Raw genomic sequence first — 19120 nt, 5'->3', positions numbered from 1 at the left:
ATTTGGGATATGCTGGCAATTAGCCATGATCAGCAGCATACGGATATACCAGGTACATGCAATGATCATGATGGGAAATTGGATCCCATAAAGTTTGAAAAGGTCTGTCTTTCTCCAGAAAAACAGATGTGCCATTGCGCAGATGATAAAGGCTGTCGGTATGCCCTTTTTTACAGCTGTCCAAAAGGGTTGTGAGCTGATCAGCAGCTGGTAGGGAAGGCGGTCAAATAGTGCTATGCTGCTGACCTGAATACAGACAAAAAAGATAACGAAAAGCTGCATGACGCGTTCTTGGCCACGCATTTCCAGAAATGGGATAAGAATGATCATTGCCCCGATGCTATAGACGCGCTCGCTATGTGACCGGGCCCAGAAAATCCCATATAAGGTAATCAGTACAGCAATTGCAATAAATACATAATTGCGGCTAAATAGCAGTCTAAATTTCTTTATCGTCCTCATGATTTATGGTTTAATAATCAGTGAAGTTTTACGCTATAAATTTACCCACTATAGCATGAAATTTCAGTGAATATCCCAACCATTTCAATGAAGGTCAATTTTTTACAATGAGGGCTAATTTCTTGACAGCGAAATAGGATTTTCTAGCAACAAAGAATTAAATTTTTCATCCAGCAGGGGAATTATTTGAACCGTAAAACGATGCAAAAGCATTGATTTAAGTTAGTTGGACATCGTTTAATAAATAATTGGCTAAATTTATATAACAAAAATAAGTATGTAAATTTTAATAGCGTTATTAAAATGTCGTCTGTACATGAAAAGTTTTAGCAAAAATAGATATCAGGATAATAGAACATTGACGGTGCAGTATCCCGATGGGATCTGGCAGTTGATTGCATCTTTCATTTTTGGAGGATTCTGTTGGTATCTGGGCTATCGGGGCGCCTTGGCGGAATGGCTTTTAGACTGGCCGGTAACCTATAGCTATCTATTTTTTGTATTGATGGTAGCGATTATTTTCTTTTATATACGATTGGTTATCGTAATATTAGACAAAAAGCAGAACTGGCTGGTTAACCCCGAAAAACGCGCCGGTATGCAATTATTTTTTTGCTGCATACTTCCGACGCTTTTATTGTTCTGGATCATTGGCCCCGATCCACAGGCGAAGGATGAATGGCTGCTGTTTCCTTTAATGGTCATATTTAGCGGTATTCTGGTCCTGAACATGTCCTATACAGTTTATTTCTACGTCGCTGTTTACCACAGGCAAAAAATATTGATTTTAGAACAGAAAGAAACTATCCTGCAGCAGGAATCAAGAACGATAGATCTCCAGGAGCAGATTGAGCTGCTTTCTCCGGGCATCGAAGAGCTGAAAGAGATCCTGGAAACAGCAGGGGAAGATAGAGATGTGGATTCAATGGATGAAATAGACTCAGCTCTGTTAAGATCCATGGATCTGGAACAGGAAGTATTCCTGCTCAATAATAAAATCTTGTCCCAAAAGATATCCTATAAGGATATCGGGATTTTTACTTATAAAAATGGTATAGTCAGCCTTTATTTAAGAACTGCGATGGACGAAAATCTGACTTGTGGCGAGCAGCGCAGTTTAAAGGAAGTTGTCAATAGCACGAAGGGATTTGTACAAAAGATAGACCGGGATAAGGCTATACCTTTGGATATGATCCAAGCTTGCCTGCAACTGAAACGGGGCCGATTGCGTATCCTGCTCAAAATCCCTTTTGAGGGAAGGTATAATTTTGAGGTATCCGATAAAATTGCAAAACATATCAGAGAATGGGTCATGATGCAGGTGCCAATAGAAAAGGAGCAATAAAATTGAATAGATGAACTTTAATAGATAGATTATGGAAAAAGTAAGGGACAATACCTGGAAATGCCGAGCTACTGGTAAAGTTGGATTTCCTTCTTTAATTGAGGCGCAATGGGCAATGCTTCACTTTAAGTTCAGATCCCGGATGAAAAACAAACTGGATGGTAAACGTATCAAACACAGGATGGGTAAAGATGCCTGCAAAAGGGCTTATTATTGTAAGTTCTGTAAAGGTTACCATATTACCACTTGGGAAAAAGGTCACTTTAATAATTACAAGACCAAAGCCGAATCCTGGGAGATACCGAAAGGATTAGGAAATTGGAATTATTCAATAGAATAATCCCGTGGTCTATTTTCTATTCTAATTTTTTTCCTCTATAATATTCATTCCAGCTATCCTTCGCATAACCTTTGCCCAGATATTTAAATGTAAAAGCAGTTGCATCTTTTATCTCCTGACCAAAATAATAGACTTTCCAGCTATCTTTGCTGTATCCATCACCGAGAAGAACAAAGCTTTGGTCGGATACATCTTTTAGTCGATTGCCTCTATAATAGACATTCCAACTGTCTTTGGCATATCCTTCATCCAGTATTTTAAAGCTGGGCGCAGAGACATCTTTAATCTTAACGCCACGATAATAGGCATTCCAACTATCTTTGGCATATCCCCAACCAAGTGATTGGAAAGAATGTGGCGATACATCTTTAATCTTAACGCCACGATAATAGGCATTCCAGTTGTCTATTGCATAAGCATTGCCGAGGTCTTTGAAAGATCGTGCATCGACACCTTCGACCATCTTATCCCTGTAGAAGATCCGGTTGCCTATGTTGACATAATCGTTTTCTCTGTCATGTCGAAACGTCGTCTGAGACGTAGATCTTTTATTGTGACGACCTTGTTGAGCAATACTTTTCTCCAATATACATAGCAATGCAAAGGAAATAACAAGCATATTTTTTAAGTGGATAAAGGCCATAATGTATCTGTTTTATAATATGATATTTATATTGAATCCCTCCTTTATGACCAAGATAATTCACCGAAGGTTTAATCATTTTATCATTTTATTTCTCGTTATCCTTATCCGTTTCAAATGCAACTATTTTGGAATCCAAATATTTTTTTGTATATTGCTGGTTATGAGTTTTAAAGAAAAATTAGAGAACTGGCGCACGTCAATCAATCGCGCCGGTAGTGGTGAGGAATTGTATATTTTGCTTTTGAACTATAAAAGGTTTATCAACAAAAATTGGGTGGACGATTTTGGCGATCCGGGCAACTGGAAATCGGAATTAAATCAGGTCATCAGCAAAGTAAGAAACAAGGTGGATGTAGCAGATATCAGAGCCTGCCAAGATTTATCGTCCTATCAGGACGATGCCCGGCAGACCGCACATTCACTCAATCATACGTTAAAATATCATCACTCATTGACAAAAGGGTAGGCTAGGCCTACCTTTTTTTGCCGATAACGATTACTGTAAAGGAATCAGGACATTCTGTTCCAAGCGTACAGGGACATGCTTCACCGAGGTAAAACCGTCTTCCTTGGAAATGATGTTGGAAAGATCCAATCCTCTTTTGGAGAACGTACTGATCAAAGCTGTTCTAAAGGTTGCCTTGGCTGAACCCCAGCCTTGTCCCAAAATGGTGTCATTGTTGAGCTGTATCAGTTCATCTGTTGAGTAATAACTGAATTTTTCCAGTAAGTGTTGGTAAAGATTTGTTGTAGTAGCCATACAATTTAAAAATTTAAAGGATTAAACCATAAACTGTATCCAGATCTTGTTGGGGAAAATAATCGTTCAGCGACGTTTATTTTGGTCGAAACCCGTATTAATTTACCACCGCGGTGCCTGCACTCGGTTGGTATTGCATCATGCAATTCTGAATACTCTACAAATATAGTAGATTATTTTTTATAATAAAAAATATTTTTGTTTTTAAGGGTAAATGGGCGTTAGCAACAGGAATACGGAGGTCAAAAGCGAGGCGCGTGGTTGGCTGTGATTTGGTTATGAAGCGGATAGCTGGGCGAAAAATTTATCATGTTACTGTAATCTCATCGAAAATACTTTTAAAAATAGAGATAAGACAATACTTTTGCGCCATGAATAGAATTGCGGAAATTAACGAATACATTGCTGCCGAACGCGAGGTATTATTGCAACACCCTTTATATCGTAAGATCAAAACGATCAAGAATCTACGTTCTTTTACAGAAGGGCATGTGTACGCTGTATGGGATTTTATGTCTTTACTAAAAGCTTTACAGATTAAATTGACCTGTACGACTTTACCTTGGTTTGCGAGTGAGCATCCATCAACACGCTATCTAATCAACGAAATTGTATTGGCTGAGGAGTCGGATGAATACATTGATGGCCGCCGTTTGAGCCATTTTGAGATGTATCTGGACGCCATGGATGCCATGGGTGCCGACCTTCATCTGGTCAACAAATTTATTGCTCAAGCCAAAAAATCGAGCAACATATTCGATGTCATTGCAACGACCACATTGGACAAGCGGATCAAAGACTTTTTGAATTTTACATTCGAAGTGATTGCTGAGGGCGAGGTGCATAAAATTGCTGCAGCATTTACATTTGGACGCGAAGATCTTATCCCGGGAATGTTTACCTCTATTTTGGAAGAAATTAAAACAAACTTTCCTACAGCCAATCTGGATAGCTTTATTTATTATTTTCAACGCCATATTGATCTTGACGGCGACGAGCATGGACCGTTGGCGATGCAGATGATCACAGATCTTGCGAAGGACGATGAGGTTAAATGGACGGAAATGAAAGAGATCAGTAAAGTTGCGCTACAAAAGAGAATCCAGTTGTGGAATGCAATAGAAGATTCCTTATACGGATAATCTATTATTATACCGTCGAGAAAGGCCTTTCAAATCATGATTTGAAAGGCCTTTTTTATGTGCTGTAAAAAAGGATATTGTAAGGACTTCTTGGCAGATATTGGTCTTTTTGTTTGAATTGATGAAAAAATGTCTTTTTTCCATAACATATTGGCGTTTGTGAAGAAATCCAAGTTCCAATAAGTGTCTAAGTTTGCAACGCAAAAAAATTACATAGCACACGTGAACTTTTTTCCTCCCTATTGGGCAAAAGGCATACTAACCATGGGATTGTTAGTATGCGCTATTTCGGACACCTTCGCCCTCGATTCTTTGCGTATGTCGCTGAAAGACATGATCGACAAAGCACTACAAAACAGTAAATACATCGAGCAGTCCTATTTGCAGCTCAAAGAAACTGAGGTGGCAGTACAGCAGCAACGCATGGAGTTGCTCCCTAAGATTTCCGCCAGAGCTTCTGCTAGTTATGCAAGTAATATGCCTGTATATGACCAGGGGCTTTTAAATAAACCTTCCCAGCATGATATCATTCATTACTTGTACGATAGCGGCCTGGATTTTTATCTGAACCTCTACAATGGGCATCGGGACCTAATGAAAATAGAGTCCAAAAAACTGGAAAATGAGCTGGCTAGAATCGATTGGAAGAATGCCGCAGCACAGACGAAATTGGAGGTTTGCAATCTTTTTTTGGATTTGGAACTGTCGTATAGTAACCGATCTTTAATCGAGCAGGATATTGCTGATCAACGGGTACAGCTCAAGGAGATTGAGCATCTGTATAAGGCGGGCGTGGTATTACACAGTGACGTCTTGCGTATTTCGTTGGAACTTTCGAAGCGGGAACTGTTGCTCGTGCAGATCGGTCATGATATTCAGGCTGCAAATCAGAAGCTGCAGCTAATTGGCGGTATTACAGCAGAGATTATCCCCTTGACCGAACCTTTTAAAGTGGAAAGCCCCAGCTATGAAGCGCTTGTTGCCGAAGCGCGAAGCCATGCTTTTTCCCTTCTAAAATCCGAACAGGAAGTTGTTTTGAAGAAATTGTCGGTCAAACAGGCGCGATCAAATTATCTTCCTGAGTTGGGTTTGACCAGCACATTTACCTTTGCCAATCCACAGGTCTTCTTGTATCCCTATAATCCCAGCTGGTATAATCTGAGTATCACAGGGCTCAAATTAAGCATACCGATCTCGGCTATCTATCTCAATAAAAACGTGGTGCGCGGAGCACATATCGCATTGGATCGACAAGAGGTAAAACACCATCATGAAGAGGAGATTCTGGAAAATCAGCTGTTACAGGCCCTGTTGGATTATCAATTGGCTATTAAGCAGCAGGACGTCTGTCAAAACAATAAGGCGTTGGCGCAGGAAAATGCACGAATTATAAAAAACAGGTATTTTAAATCATCGGCTTTGATTACGGATCTATTGGATGCTGATATGCAATAATTAAAAACACTTTTTGATCTTGAAACCGCACATATTGCGATACAGAAACATTATTATTTTATCGAATTTTTGAAGGGTACTATCTAATGAAACCTAAATCACGAAGAACAGTTGTGGAGGCACAACTCACTCGAATCACCAACTGGTTGGCCGGAATTGTCTTGTTGGCCTTGTTGTTATGGGGCGCTCAAGCATTATGGATGCGACTGCGGTATACCTACACAAATGATGCACAGGTAACGCAGTATATCAATCCCATTGTTTCCCGGGTAGGAGGATATGTAGTTTCTGTGCATTATCACGATCATCAATTGGTTAAACGGGGTGATACCTTGTTGCTTATAGATAATAAGGAATATAAATATGAGGCTGATCAGGTAGCGGCATCCGTCAATAAGGAAGCTGCAGAGATCAATGTTCTTCATAGTCAAAAGGAAATTCTCCAGGCGGAACATGAATCTTTACGCACATCAATTGCTGCCGGGGAGGCTCGGGTAACCAAGCAACAGTTGGAATATGATCGATATAATTATTTGTTTCAGGAAAAGTCTGCAACGGCACAGCAACTGGAGGATGTAAAAGCGACGTTGGATGTGTATAAGAGTGAGCTGGCTTCGTTAAAGCATAAATTACAGGCTTCACAGGAGCGTGTGCATGATGTGGATATGAAAAAAGGTGTGGTTGATGCCGAACGTGTTCGTTTAACGGCAGCTGTCGGCCGCAAACGGCTTGATGTCGGCTATACCGTTATTCGCGCACCTTACGATGGACAGATTGGCAAACGCACGATTGAAAAAGGTCAAATGATAAGTGCTGGCGAAGTTTTGGGCTTTATCGTCAATAGAGAAACCCCAACCTGGGTAACCGCTAATTTTAAGGAAACACAACTCCGCTATTTGCATCTTGGCAATAGGGTTGAGGTGGTTGCTGATGCGTATCCGGATCAAAAATTTTATGGAAAAATTATTTCCATCTCCCCGGCTACTGGATCTGCATTCTCCCTTTTGCCGCCAGATAATGCAACGGGCAACTTTGTGAAGATTGTACAACGCGTACCTGTGCGCATTGAGCTGGATAAGCAAAAGGGAGCCCAACAGCTTCTTTCGGGAATGAATGTGAATGTATCGGTATCAAAAAAACAGAAATAGTGAAGGGAATTTTTAAAGAATGGGTGCCGGAGTGGTTGATCAAGCTTATCTTGTTTAGCAGTTTGATGCCCTGTATGGTCTTATTTTTCCTGCCGGGTGCAAATACAAATGTCACCGCTGGATTTTACGGTGCACAACCCAGTGATGTCCAGTTTCTGATCATTTTGTTTTATGCTGGTTTTGTTGGATTCTACGTTTTAGAACGGCGCTTTTTTTTATACTTTCCCATCAAGCAGTACTACATTATTTTTAATCTTCTACAGCTATTGAATTGCTTTTTGATGTACAGCATCACCGATATCAGCTGGGTATATGGCCTGCGCTTTTTCCAAGGGATGTTGTTTGCTTCTGCCGTAAACTTATCGATCTCCATGATATTCTCACGGTTGAAAAGCGATCGGGCTAAGGAAGTAAGTTATGCTGTCTTTTTTGGTATGTTACTCTGCAGCTCCCCATTTAATACTTTCGTCACGGCTGAATTTATCGATTCATTCAATTTTGATCAGCTCTATCTATACGCTGCCTTATCATTTGTACCGGGTTTATTGTTGATTATGCTGTCGATGCGCTCCATACGGCATATACGTCCTTACCCTTTGTTTTCATTAGACTGGGCAAGCTGCATTTTCTATAGTCTTGTGATCGTCAGTTTTGGCTATCTAATGGTGTATGGACAAGAAGTTTATTGGTTTAACGATCAGCATATGCTGATCATATTCGGGGTAGGTCTAACGTTGCTTATTCTTTTTATTGTTCGGCAAATGGTGCTCAGGCGTGTGTATGTTCATTTGGTGATTTTTAAAAACAGGAACTTTCTCTTGGGCTTATTGATTTTGTACATGATGTATATTGAGCGTTTCTCCTTGACCATCTCAAATCAATATCTCGTACAGGTTATTCAACTCGATCCTATTCATTTGTCCTATATCCAGTGGTTTAATATTGCTGGTATTGTCGCTGGTGTTCTAGGCTCATTGTATTGGATGCTTGGGCAACGCCCCGTAAAATGGATCTGGATTTCGGGCTATTGTTGCTTGCTGCTGTTTCACCAATGGATGTTTTTCTCCTTTGAGGGGCAGGGGAATGATGCGCATTTTTGGATACCCTTAGTTTTACATGGACTCGGAGTAGGGCTTATTATGGTACCCACCATTTTATTTTGTATTACCAGTGTCAGCCCGCAATTGGGGGCTTCTGCGGCTGCGGTCTGTCTTGCTATCCGATACCTGGGCTACACGAGCAGTATCGGTTTGCAGAATTTTTTCAAGTTGTTTGAATATGCCCAGCACCAGCAGGTTTTTAGGGACCAAACGGAAGTGGGCAATCCCTTATTTCGGGAGTACCTGCAGCAGGAATCTGTCAGCATTTTGCAGCATGGACTGCAGTATAAGGAACATACGGCAGCCTTAAAGCTCGTTGCTGAGCGGGTCAAGATCCAATACTTTGTGCGCTATGCCATGGATTATTATGAGATCATGTCCATGATCAGTATCAGCATACTTTTGCTGATACTGATTTCGCCTTCCTTGAAAAGCATGTATAAAAAGTTGAGAAAAAACAGAATTTCTCCTGCTTAGCTGACAGTGCTACATTTTTCCTTTACCACAATATGCTGGTTAAGGAGACTTAAAAAAAAATAGCATGCTATCAGGATAGGGAACGATGTGAGATATCAATGCTAAAAACACTTCCAACGCCTTTTGCCGAGCGGACGGTGATCTCGCCTTGATGGAGAAGCACGATTTTTCGGGTAAGCGATAAACCAATACCATTTCCCTCGCTATAATCTTTGTTGCTTCCACGATAGAATGGTGTGAATATATTGGGCAGATCGACTGGGTCAATGCCTATTCCGTCATCTTTAAATTCCAGCTGAATTCTATTTTCATCCGCTTTGATAGCGATTAGGCATTTTTGATTGGGTGAAAATTTACAGGCATTTTCAATGAGGTTGACAAAGGCGACCTGCAATAGATACTCATTTGCATTGATGGATAGAAGTTTTTCATCTTCAATCGCCGGATCGACAAAAATGTCGAGTTTATAATTTGGACTTGACTGGAGAACCTGCTGGCATGCATCAATTAGTATTTCGTCTATACGTAAGGTTTTAAACGCGATTTCAGCACTGTCGTAACTTGCTTTGGCAAAATCAAGTAAGCTATTAAATAACTTCTTCAGTTTTTGGGCATCATTTAGCGTATTGTCGATGACAGTTTTATACTCCACTATGCTACGGTCCTTATTGGCAGAAATCTCGAGTTCTGCAATCATGGCGGCCAAGGGTGTTCTTAGCTCATGCGAGATATTGGAGACAAAATGCTTTTGGGCATCAAAGGAGTTCTCGAGGCGGTCGAGCATCGCATTGAATGTGCTGGCCAATTCGGAAAGCTCGTCTTTATTTCCGCTACTCGTAAGCCTGGCATCCAAACTTGTCGCAGAAATGGTTTTTACACGTTGTGTCATTTCCAGGATAGGTTGAAAGACCTTTTTGGAAAAGAATATTCCTGCTGCATAGATCAGAAATATAGACAAAATGAAAACCAAAAAAATGGTAGATAATAGACTATTCAGTTTATTGTAGCCGTATTGATCATAGGCTGCGGCTGTGATGATGTAAGTTTTGTCTTTATATGGAAAGGTTATGCCGATGACCTGCCATTTTTCCTGATAAAATCGTATCTCTTTATTTTTGAGAATATCCTGCAGCATGGCTGGTGTCTCTTTGACAAAGTCGATATCTACGGCATCATGATACAAGAGATCAAAACGGGTGTCGTAAATTGCAACCTCGACTTCGTTGAGGATTTTTCGGTTGTTGTGGTAGATATCTTCTAAGGTCTTTTTGTCGACTTTTGCATTCAAAAAAAGGTTTGCTTTGGTGTAAGCTTCTTTTTTCTATAGGGCGTAAAACTCTCTTTCCCGATTCTCCACCGCTGAAAAATATACTGTACAGGCAAATACCAGCAATATGGTGGCTGTAATCAGCGTGAATAATATGGAGATTCGTGTCCTGATCCGCATTAGTCCTGTTTTAGAATAAAGCCCATTCCGGATCTGGTATGGATATATCTGGTTGCAAAATCTTTGTCGATTTTTTTACGTAGATAGTTGATGTAAACATCAATGAAGTTGGTTCCGGTGTCGAAATGTGTTTCCCACACTTTTTCAGCAATTTCCATTCTGGAAAGGACACGCTCGGGATTTTGCAATAAATAATGGAGTAACTTGAACTCTTTGGGGGTCAAATGGATTTCGGTATTATTCCTTTTGACGCTTTTGGTATGGAGGTTCATTTCCAGGTCTCCATAACGCAAAATTGTTCCTGTGAGTGTATCTTGTTTTTGATATTTTTTGAGCAGGACTCTGATGCGGGCTAGGAGTTCGCGCATTTCAAAAGGTTTGACCAGATAGTCATCCGCTCCGGCGTCAAAACCCTCAATTTTATCGTCTGTAGTTCCTAATGCTGTTAACATGATAATGGGAACATCGGGTTTGATATGACGAATCTCTTTGCAGAGATCCAATCCATCCATCTTAGGGAGTACGATATCGGTTATGATAAGATCAAAGTCGTGTTGTAAGGCCATTTTCTTTCCAGATATGCCGTCGTAGGCAATAGCTGTTTGAAATTCATTTTCATCAAGTCCGCGTTTGATCAATCCTGCGACACGTACGTCATCTTCGACTAGGAGAATCTTCATATAAAGAAAAACGTTAAAAACTTCGATGAATCGAAATTTATCTATGATACCAAATCAGGGGCTATCCATGCATCGTCCCTACAAATGTATTAAACTAAGCTAAATTTACACGGATATGCAAATAAAACTTTCTACACGGTCCTGCGATGACATCACTTACCTAATGTCTGTTATTGATCGTAGGACTACTTTTGGAATTTTAAAAATGAATGGAAAAAATATGTTGATTATTTTCAAATTGATAATCAACAATCCAGCCTTGATACCGGGCGATTTCGGTAATAATTGCCAATCCTAAACCACTGCCTTGGCTGTTTTTCGAAAGTTTGGAAAACCGTTTGAATAAAAGTATTTTATCTAAGGGCATTGAACCGGGGTTATATACCGTTAAAGAAGTTTGATTGAGATGTACAGCAATTGTATCGTTGGCATTGCTGTAACGTATGGCGTTCAGGAGTAGGTTGTTGATCAGAATTTCGGTCAGACTGCTGTTTCCTGTCAGCAGCACCGATGGTTGGATCTCTTGTTGCAGTCGTAGCTGTTTTAGCTCCAGATGTTCTTGCATGACTTCAATACTTTGTGTAACAAGCGAGTCCATACTGATTTTTTCGGAATGATCGAATTGACTGTTGTCAATCTTGGCGAGCAGCAGCAGGTTGCGGTTGATTCGCGTGCTACGTGAAAGCGCTTTATGCATATCTTCAAAGAGCTGGTATTGCTCATCGCTTAGATCCGGGGACTGCAATAAGATATCTAACTTATTTTTTAGGATTGCCAAAGGTGTTTGCAATTCATGAGAAGCATTTTCAGTGAATTCCTTTTGTGATCGGTATACGGCCAGGTTTTTTTCAAGAAGCTTGGATAAGGATTGATTAAGCTCATGGAACTCTATGGTGTCCGTTTGCTGAAAGTCAACCTGTTGTTGACTATTGAGATTAAATGCCTTCAATTTATCAACGGTATCTCGAAATGGTTTCCAGAGCCTAAGTGATATTTTTCTGGAGATAATAAGTAAACCAATGACCAAGATAACAAAGAAAAACAAGGTTGTTGCGGCGATGGCGGCGATGGTTTCTACAGATTCTTCAATATTTGTTTGTACGGTAAAACGATAAGGCGCACCATTGATCTGAATAACAGATGATAGGCATCTAAATCGGTCAATTGTCTTTGGCTCGACAAAACGCTGCGGTTTTTCGATGGTATACACGCTATCTTGCAATAAATCGCCCGGCTTTACGCGATGTATATTGGTTTCAGGTTGTATGTTATTCCATAAAGCGATGCTGGCTTCGAGCTTGTCTTCGGAGAGTTTTAAACTGTTCAGTTCGTAGGTTGTTTTTTTGACGATAATTTCGTTATGTTCGTCTAATTCACTTTTCCATATCCCGTCGATTACAAAATAATAAACAGGAATACTGACACCTAGTACAATCAATACATAGAGTAGAAATGGGGTCGTTATTTTGCTCAGTAGGGGTTTCATCTCACTATTTTAATTTTCCCATTTGTAGCCCGTACCGTATACCGTTTTGATATAGGATTGACTTCCGGCGTCCTGTAGTTTCTTTTTTAAATTTTTGACATGAGCATAGACAAAGTCATGGTTATCGAGCATATCAGCAATGTCGCCGGACAAGTGTTCTGCTAAGGTACTTTTTGAAATTACTTTATTTTTGTTGCCGATAAAAAACATCAGCAGATCGAACTCTTTTTTGGTCAATACAACAGGAAGATCATTGACAATAACAGTTTTTGCCAGTAGATCAATCTGTATTTCATTTTGCACAACAATATTTGAGCTATTGAATTGTTTTCGACGGATCAAGGAATAGATTCGTGCTGTGAGTTCAGATAAATGGAAAGGTTTGGTCAGATAATCGTCGGCCCCCAGTTGTAGTCCATGGATTTTGTCGTCCAATGCATTTTTTGCAGAAATGATGATCACACCGTCCTGCTTTCGCTGCGTCTTCAACTCTTCGAGTAGTTTCAGACCATTTCCATCTGGTAGGCCGATATCCAGTAAGATACAGTCGTACTGGTATAACTGAATTTTGTCCAGAGCATCCTGCAAAGTTGGCGCAAATTCGCATAAATACTGTTGCTCGCTAAGGTATGTAGCGATGCTTTTGGCCAGCTCCAATTCGTCTTCTATGATCAAAATCTTCATGTGGTAAAGATAGAACTTCAATTTAGTAGAAATTTAGAATTTATTTCGCAATGATCTATCAATTTTGTTCATTTTTATTTCTTGTCCTACGACAAGTGTAATCGCTATTGAAACGTGTAATTTTAGTCTAAATCAGTTATTTAGTATTTAAAAAAATCAAAACGAAATGGATAAACCGAAATCATTAAAATTAGAAATCATCATTCCTGCTTATCGCATGCACAGTCAAATTTTTCTGAATGCGTTGGATGGCGTTTCGGAAGAAGATGCATTAAAACGAATTGATGGACAGACCAACCATATCGTATGGATGGCGGGTAATTTTGTAAATGTGCGTTATGCAATGGCACATGTTCTTGGGCTTCAGGAAAATGATCCTTACCATGAGCTATTTTTTATGGGAAAGACACTCGATGAAAGTTATCACTATCCCAGTGTGCAGGAATTAAAAGAAAATTTTAAAGCGATATCACCGAAAGTCTATGCTGCTTTGCTGCAAGTGGACGATACGCAGCTGGCTGAACTATTTAAGATTAATATGAATATCCCTTTTATTGAGGAGGACAAGCTAAATTTCATAGGGATGTGTATCGGACGGGAAGATTATCTGGCCGGTCAGATTGCCTTGATGCGAAGGTTGCTGCACTATCCAGGCATGAAATACGATATTGACGAAAAAATCCAGTACTAAAAGAAAAAATCCAGTACTAAAAATAGAGACTCAAGATCGGCCGCTGCTTAAAACGTTCGATCTTGAGTTTTTTAAGTATGGATCTAGCCGCATGATCTGTCTGCGCTGAAAAGTCAATACGTTGGTTATACCTAGAAATAAGGTTTACTCGCTACCTTTTATCGTCAATATAACACCTGAATATTTCTCGTGGTCTTTACCGATATAGAGCAGATCGACTTTTTTTGTCGCAGCATCCTCGAGCTGTTTTTTCAATAGATTTAAATCCATTTTTTCTGTTTTTTCCTGCCATTCATCGGTCGATTGGGGCCTGAACGAAGCAATGTTCTTCATGTCAAAAAGTGCCGAATTTGTGTCGAGCTGCTTTGAACGATGTATAAAAACAGTGTCGCCCACGATTTTATCTATTTTTATCCAACCTGCAGGAAGTCCATTTATACTGTTACCATCCTGATCGGTAAAAAAAGTAGCGCCATAAAGCTGGCCTGCCTTTAGTTGCTTCAAATTATCAATCATCTGACCAACTTCTTTTTCCCGTTGTTGATTTCCCAATTTATTCTTTACCCCATAAATGACTGCCCAGATAAGGATTGCCGCAGTGACAATTAGAAATCCTTTCCATAACTGAAAATAGGGGATGCTATACTGACTTTTGAACGCTTTGATCTCTGCTTTTAATTCATCTGAATAATTCCGTGCGTGAATCAATTTACCCTGTTCGTCGTAAAGTCTGGAAAGTTTGACAAATCCACCGCCAAAAGGTAGGCCTATAAACCGACGGGCTGGCGTAATAATCTGCAAGGTGAAATTTCTTGGCGCGTTTTCTTTTTTTAAGGTTGCGGTTACCGTTTTTTCTGCTAATACAAAGTCGTAGATACTGAAAATAAAAAACATAGTCTGTCGTGATTTTTTAATGAAGAACTGAGGGAAGGATTCCGGATCAGTTCGGCTTCATGAGAAATGAAGCATGAAAGCAAAATTAAAAGAAATAAATAAAAATCAATAAAAACACCCGCGCATTGCAAGAAAATTTCGATTTTTGAAGGGTACATTTTTGAAAAGCAATAAGATCAAATTGATTTAATACGCTGTGCCTTTCAGGAGGCTGACAATATAAACCGAAATGTACTGTATAAAATATGATAAACCTAAAACTGAGTTTTATTTTGATCTGTGTAACAAGTGTTGTTATGGGACAAAAAATGGATAAATCAAAATTGGATAGCACCATTGCAGGCTATTATAAGGACCCGGCAGCTCCGGGGATTAGCTGTGCAGTTAGCCAAAATGGTCGTCTTATTTATCGTTATGCAATTGGACGTGCAGATTTGAAGGAAAAGCGTGCAATCACATCCAGCTCACATTTTCGCCTGGCATCGGTAAGCAAACAGGTGACTGCACAGGCGATATATACCTTAGTGATTCAAAAGCGTTTAAAACTAGACGACCCATTGTCCCTTTTTTTTAAAGATCTGCCAGTCGCGCTGAAAGGTATTACTGTAGCACAGCTTCTGCAACATACATCCGGAATCTGGGACTATGAAGAGCTTATACCGAAAGAAAGGAAAGATCAGGTATCGGATAAGGATGTGCTGAAGTATATCCGGCAGACTGATCGTTTATATTTCCCTTCGGGAAGTCAATTTCGCTATAGCAATACAGGCTATTGTCTTTTATCGCTGATTGTCGAGCATGTTGCAAAAAAATCCTTTGCTTCCTTTGTCAAAAATCACTTGTTTGAACCCATAGGCATTAGCAAGGGATTGGTATATGAACCGGGCACGACGGTTGATGAACGAGTCTACGGTTATCATCCGACAGAAGGCTCCTACCTGTTTGCCGATCAGAGTGTGACAAGTGCGACACAGGGGAATGGGGGTGTTTATCTATCTGCGGATGAATATCATACATGGGCCAATTTTTTGGTAAAAGATCGGTTAATACAGCCGGGACTGGAGCAATTGTTCGATCAAATGGCCTACCCGGTAAAGGATGGAATAGCGTATCATTTCGGATGGTTTATTCAAAAAAATGCAGGCCATAAAATCCTGTTTCATTCAGGTGAATCTACCGGGTTTCATCATATCGTATATATCGATGTACAGAAAGACCTTGTGGTTTCACTTTTTAGCAATCGTGATGATTTGATGATCGGTGAAGCATTTGATGCCATCCTTAAAACAATGGGTATCAGCAAACCGGTATTGAATGGACAGCATCGTTCAACTTTTGCATGGTTGAACGGAGTATATGCAAATGAGTGAAAGAAGGAAGCGGATTGAAATAAGCATAAACACTAAATCGTCACCGCTCCACCTGCGACGATTTAGTGTTTATGAAGAGACCTACTTTAAAAAGTCGGGCGATTGATAGGCCGGATTGGGATAGGTATAGAACCCTTCCCCAGTAGCGACGCCCAATTTGTTTTTGTCTATAAAATGCTCTTTGAGATAGGCCACTGTTTTGATCTTTAAGGGATCATTTGTTGCATCGGCGCTCATTTTATTGATATTATAAGCTGTTGTGATGCCAACGATATCGAGTATGCCGAAGGGGCCTGTTGGCGCCCCAGTGGCAACCATCCAGGTTTTGTCGATCGTTTGGGCATCCGCCACTTCGTTGACCAAAAGATCTGTTGCCGCCGAAAGTAATGGGACAAGTAAGGAGTTTACAATATAGCCAGGCTGCTCCTTGTGCAGCGGGAGGGCAACCATGCCAATGGATTTTGCAAAGTTTACAACCTGCTCAAATACAGTTTTGTCTGTACCCGGATGGCCCATAATTTCTGCTGTATTGTGCTTCCAGATTTCATTGGCAAAATGTAGCGCCAGGAACTTCTCTGGACGGCCGGTTTCTTGGGCAAATTGACTTGGTAGCAAGGTTGAGGAGTTTGTGGCAAAAATGGTTTTCTCCGGAGCCACTTTCGCTAACTCCTGATAGAAGCCAATTTTAATGGCTGGGTTTTCGGGAACGGCTTCGATAAGAAGATCTGCGTTTGCTACCGCCGCGGCCAGATCTGAACTATAACTTAGCCTGTCAAAGGTTGAAGCCAGTTGTTCTTTACTCGCATGAAGATCTTTCTCGAATGCCTGCGCCAAAATATCAAATTTTGCTGCTGCTTTTTTTAATACATCGTCGTTGATGTCGTATACAGTGACATGATAGCCATGAAATGCTGTTTGGAAAGCGATTTGATAGCCTAAAACCCCACTGCCAGCTATCGTTATATTTTTAAAGTCCATGATGTTATTGTTTTTTCAATTCGTAAAAATCTGCGCCACGGAATCATGGCGCAGGTTGTGATCCCTATCCTTTAATTCCTTTTAACCAATCTTTGAATTTGGTGATCTGCTCTGTCAGGAAAGATTCATGGTCTTCTTGTTCCTCAGAACCGATAGGCAGGATATGTTCAAAATAAGTGCCTTTTAGCATTTTACGTAGTAAGCCTTCGCCCACAAATGGTTTGTCATCATTTAATGTTTTGGCTGCTTTCAAAAGATGGCGGATGTCGTATTGTAGGGGATTAATATCCGGAACCTGCTTGTTTAAGTTCAGCAGTTCGTATACCGCAATACGTGCGGTACGTACCGAGCTTTCCATGGTAAAGACAACGTCATTGTTGGTTTCGACAAACTGACCGATCAAGCCCAGGTTTTTACATCCTTCAGGTACGACTCTCGGACGGTCGCCTTTTGCTCTTGGCATAAACATCGAGGTGATGTAAGGCATAAATGTCGTACGTACAATCGTATTTTTGATAACATCGTCCAGTTGATCAATAATGCCCAAATGGTGACATAGTTCGGCTAAAATTTCATCTCCAGTACATTGTGGCATTGGCTTTTTGATGTAATTTCCTTCTTTATCCATAAATAAGGCATATACCCATAAGACAAGAACATCATCCGGTTGGCCAGGGAAATGTGGCTGTCTATTACAGGTGAAACTCATCAGCCAATCAGAATCGGTAATGGTAATAATACCGCCAGTGACTGTTTTGCCGGAATAAGGGTCATTGACAGAATATTCTTTTAGTTTTTCGACTAAAGCCGAAGGTTTACATGTCAGGGTCGCAGACTCCCATGCTGATTTTTCGATGTTACTGCAGAACTTTTCGGGTTTACCAAAGATGGCGGATTTGGCAGCCAGATTTTTCCAGAGTTTCCAGCCTGCACTTTGACCGCTGCTGCTGTTGTCGATAGCGATGATCGGTGCATTTTTGTTGTCGCCGTAGAAGGTATCTTCTGTCATTGATCCAGTTGTCACAATGACGAAGTCGTCTTTTCCGATTGGAATTTTTACCTCTTTACCGTCTTGTTCTGTAATCAGGGCCTCCACAACTTTTCCATCGGTATTGCTTTGGATATCCAAGTCTTTGACTAACACATTGAATCGAATGTTTACACCTTTGCTTTGGAGTACTTTGCGCAAAGGGGTCACAAAGGTGTCGTATTGATTGTATTTCGGGAATACGAGTGATGAAAGATCATTCAATCCGTCTATCGCATGTAAAAAGCGGTGCATGTACAATTTCAGCTCAAGTAAACTATGCCAGTTTTCGAAAGCGAACATGGTACGCCAGAAGGTCCAGAAATTGCTGGATAAAAATGACTCGCTGAAGTAGTCTTCGATGGTTAAGTCATCTAAATCTTCTTTATTTTTGAGGAGCAATCGAATGATGGCCAGCTGATCCATTTTGCCCAATCCAAACTTGCTGAAGTCTTTTATCTCACCAAGTTTATGAATAAGCCTTGCTTTGGAGTAGTTGGAGTCGTTGTCATTGATCAAACGGTACTCGTCCAGAACACTGTAGGGGGCAGGCATTTCCAATGCAGGAATGTCCTGAAACATATCCCAAAGATTTTCGTAGGTCATATCCATTTCCCTACCACCGCGGATGACATAGCCGTCGGTTGCATTACCGGCGCCATCTAACGAGCCGCCTTCCACATGGAGCTGTTCAAGGAATGTGATGTTTTCAGCAGGAACATGACCATCTCGGATAAAATAGTAGGCTGCAGACATCCCTGCTATACCGCTTCCGACGATGTAAATTTTACTGTCTTTATATGATTTTGGTGGAATACCTTTATTGCGTTGATAATTTCCGATCTGATCAGAAAAGGGCATCGATTTTTTCGGTGTGTTACGTTGTTGTTCTTTGCTTGAATCGGGTTCATGATTTACATTTCCATATTCAGCAGATGCATTTAATACTTTGTCGAATTTTGAGGTGATTTCTTTCATGATTCTTATG

Annotated in this window: 19 protein-coding genes and 1 riboswitch; of the genes, 9 read left to right on the top strand and 10 right to left on the bottom strand. The window is 40.4% G+C overall.

Annotated features, from left to right (window positions below; genetic code table 11):
* The coding region (locus B4Z47_RS04145) for a hypothetical protein (RefSeq protein WP_286726860.1) at positions 1 to 462 on the bottom strand (462 nt) is incomplete at its 3' end.
* Positions 463 to 778: 316 nt separating this feature from the next.
* On the opposite strand from B4Z47_RS04145, the gene B4Z47_RS04140 reads away from it, so the two are divergent.
* A complete protein-coding gene (locus tag B4Z47_RS04140; protein ID WP_286726859.1) occupies positions 779 to 1807 on the top strand; it encodes a hypothetical protein in 1029 nt (342 codons plus the stop codon).
* 31 nt (positions 1808 to 1838) lie between these two features.
* On the top strand, positions 1839 to 2147 hold the full coding sequence (locus B4Z47_RS04135) for a hypothetical protein (RefSeq protein WP_070567057.1): 309 nt from the start codon (positions 1839 to 1841) through the stop codon (positions 2145 to 2147).
* 16 nt (positions 2148 to 2163) lie between these two features.
* Here B4Z47_RS04135 and B4Z47_RS04130 read toward each other — a convergent pair whose 3' ends face one another.
* Entirely contained in the window at positions 2164 to 2790 is a 627-nt protein-coding gene (locus B4Z47_RS04130; protein ID WP_115049991.1) for a DKNYY domain-containing protein, read from the bottom strand.
* Between the two features lie 163 nt (positions 2791 to 2953).
* Between B4Z47_RS04130 and B4Z47_RS04125 the strand changes: the two genes are divergently transcribed.
* Positions 2954 to 3259 carry a hypothetical protein gene (locus tag B4Z47_RS04125; protein ID WP_075993880.1) on the top strand — a complete coding sequence of 102 codons (306 nt, stop codon included), beginning with the start codon at positions 2954 to 2956 and terminating at the stop codon, positions 3257 to 3259.
* Positions 3260 to 3289: 30 nt separating this feature from the next.
* On the opposite strand, the gene B4Z47_RS04120 is transcribed toward B4Z47_RS04125, so the two are convergent.
* Positions 3290 to 3553 carry a 5-oxoprolinase gene (locus B4Z47_RS04120; RefSeq protein ID WP_070567048.1) on the bottom strand — a complete coding sequence of 88 codons (264 nt, stop codon included), beginning with the start codon at positions 3551 to 3553 and terminating at the stop codon, positions 3290 to 3292.
* Between the two features lie 67 nt (positions 3554 to 3620).
* Positions 3621 to 3714, bottom strand: a riboswitch (SAM-I-IV-variant riboswitch).
* Between the two features lie 210 nt (positions 3715 to 3924).
* Between B4Z47_RS04120 and B4Z47_RS04115 the strand changes: the two genes are divergently transcribed.
* From B4Z47_RS04115 to B4Z47_RS04100, 4 genes are all read left to right on the top strand, one after another.
* Positions 3925 to 4695, top strand: coding sequence for a DUF3050 domain-containing protein (locus B4Z47_RS04115; protein ID WP_070567045.1), 771 nt, complete (start codon positions 3925 to 3927; stop codon positions 4693 to 4695).
* Between the two features lie 264 nt (positions 4696 to 4959).
* Positions 4960 to 6150 carry a TolC family protein gene (locus tag B4Z47_RS04110; protein ID WP_286726858.1) on the top strand — a complete coding sequence of 397 codons (1191 nt, stop codon included), beginning with the start codon at positions 4960 to 4962 and terminating at the stop codon, positions 6148 to 6150.
* 86 nt (positions 6151 to 6236) lie between these two features.
* Positions 6237 to 7298, top strand: coding sequence for an HlyD family secretion protein (locus B4Z47_RS04105; RefSeq protein ID WP_070567039.1), 1062 nt, complete (start codon positions 6237 to 6239; stop codon positions 7296 to 7298).
* Positions 7298 to 8875 carry a hypothetical protein gene (locus B4Z47_RS04100; RefSeq protein WP_286726856.1) on the top strand — a complete coding sequence of 526 codons (1578 nt, stop codon included), beginning with the start codon at positions 7298 to 7300 and terminating at the stop codon, positions 8873 to 8875. Before B4Z47_RS04105 ends, B4Z47_RS04100 begins: the two co-directional genes overlap by 1 nt.
* Before the next feature lie 70 nt (positions 8876 to 8945).
* On the opposite strand, the gene B4Z47_RS04095 is transcribed toward B4Z47_RS04100, so the two are convergent.
* From B4Z47_RS04095 to B4Z47_RS04080, 4 genes are all read right to left on the bottom strand, one after another.
* A complete protein-coding gene (locus tag B4Z47_RS04095; protein ID WP_236560265.1) occupies positions 8946 to 10163 on the bottom strand; it encodes a HAMP domain-containing sensor histidine kinase in 1218 nt (405 codons plus the stop codon).
* A 158-nt stretch (positions 10164 to 10321) separates the two neighbouring features.
* A complete protein-coding gene (locus tag B4Z47_RS04090) occupies positions 10322 to 11002 on the bottom strand; it encodes a response regulator transcription factor (protein WP_070567033.1) in 681 nt (226 codons plus the stop codon).
* A gap of 199 nt (positions 11003 to 11201) precedes the next feature.
* A complete protein-coding gene (locus B4Z47_RS04085) occupies positions 11202 to 12488 on the bottom strand; it encodes a sensor histidine kinase (RefSeq protein WP_070567030.1) in 1287 nt (428 codons plus the stop codon).
* Between the two features lie 9 nt (positions 12489 to 12497).
* Positions 12498 to 13172, bottom strand: coding sequence for a response regulator transcription factor (locus B4Z47_RS04080; protein ID WP_070567028.1), 675 nt, complete (start codon positions 13170 to 13172; stop codon positions 12498 to 12500).
* A gap of 166 nt (positions 13173 to 13338) precedes the next feature.
* On the opposite strand from B4Z47_RS04080, the gene B4Z47_RS04075 reads away from it, so the two are divergent.
* Entirely contained in the window at positions 13339 to 13863 is a 525-nt protein-coding gene (locus tag B4Z47_RS04075; protein ID WP_070567025.1) for a hypothetical protein, read from the top strand.
* A 144-nt stretch (positions 13864 to 14007) separates the two neighbouring features.
* Here B4Z47_RS04075 and B4Z47_RS04070 read toward each other — a convergent pair whose 3' ends face one another.
* Entirely contained in the window at positions 14008 to 14757 is a 750-nt protein-coding gene (locus tag B4Z47_RS04070) for a hypothetical protein (RefSeq protein WP_070567022.1), read from the bottom strand.
* A 245-nt stretch (positions 14758 to 15002) separates the two neighbouring features.
* On the opposite strand from B4Z47_RS04070, the gene B4Z47_RS04065 reads away from it, so the two are divergent.
* Positions 15003 to 16127, top strand: coding sequence for a serine hydrolase domain-containing protein (locus B4Z47_RS04065; protein WP_083295997.1), 1125 nt, complete (start codon positions 15003 to 15005; stop codon positions 16125 to 16127).
* 81 nt (positions 16128 to 16208) lie between these two features.
* On the opposite strand, the gene B4Z47_RS04060 is transcribed toward B4Z47_RS04065, so the two are convergent.
* A complete protein-coding gene (locus tag B4Z47_RS04060; RefSeq protein WP_115050007.1) occupies positions 16209 to 17105 on the bottom strand; it encodes a 3-hydroxyacyl-CoA dehydrogenase in 897 nt (298 codons plus the stop codon).
* 64 nt (positions 17106 to 17169) lie between these two features.
* Entirely contained in the window at positions 17170 to 19110 is a 1941-nt protein-coding gene (locus tag B4Z47_RS04055; protein WP_115050009.1) for an oleate hydratase, read from the bottom strand.
* Positions 19111 to 19120: the final 10 nt, after the last annotated feature.

Source organism: Sphingobacterium sp. UBA2610, from assembly GCF_002339225.1.
Classification (GTDB): domain Bacteria; phylum Bacteroidota; class Bacteroidia; order Sphingobacteriales; family Sphingobacteriaceae; genus Sphingobacterium; species Sphingobacterium multivorum.
The sequence above is the reverse complement of the archived record's forward strand: the minus strand, read 5'-3'. Positions and strand labels throughout refer to the sequence as shown.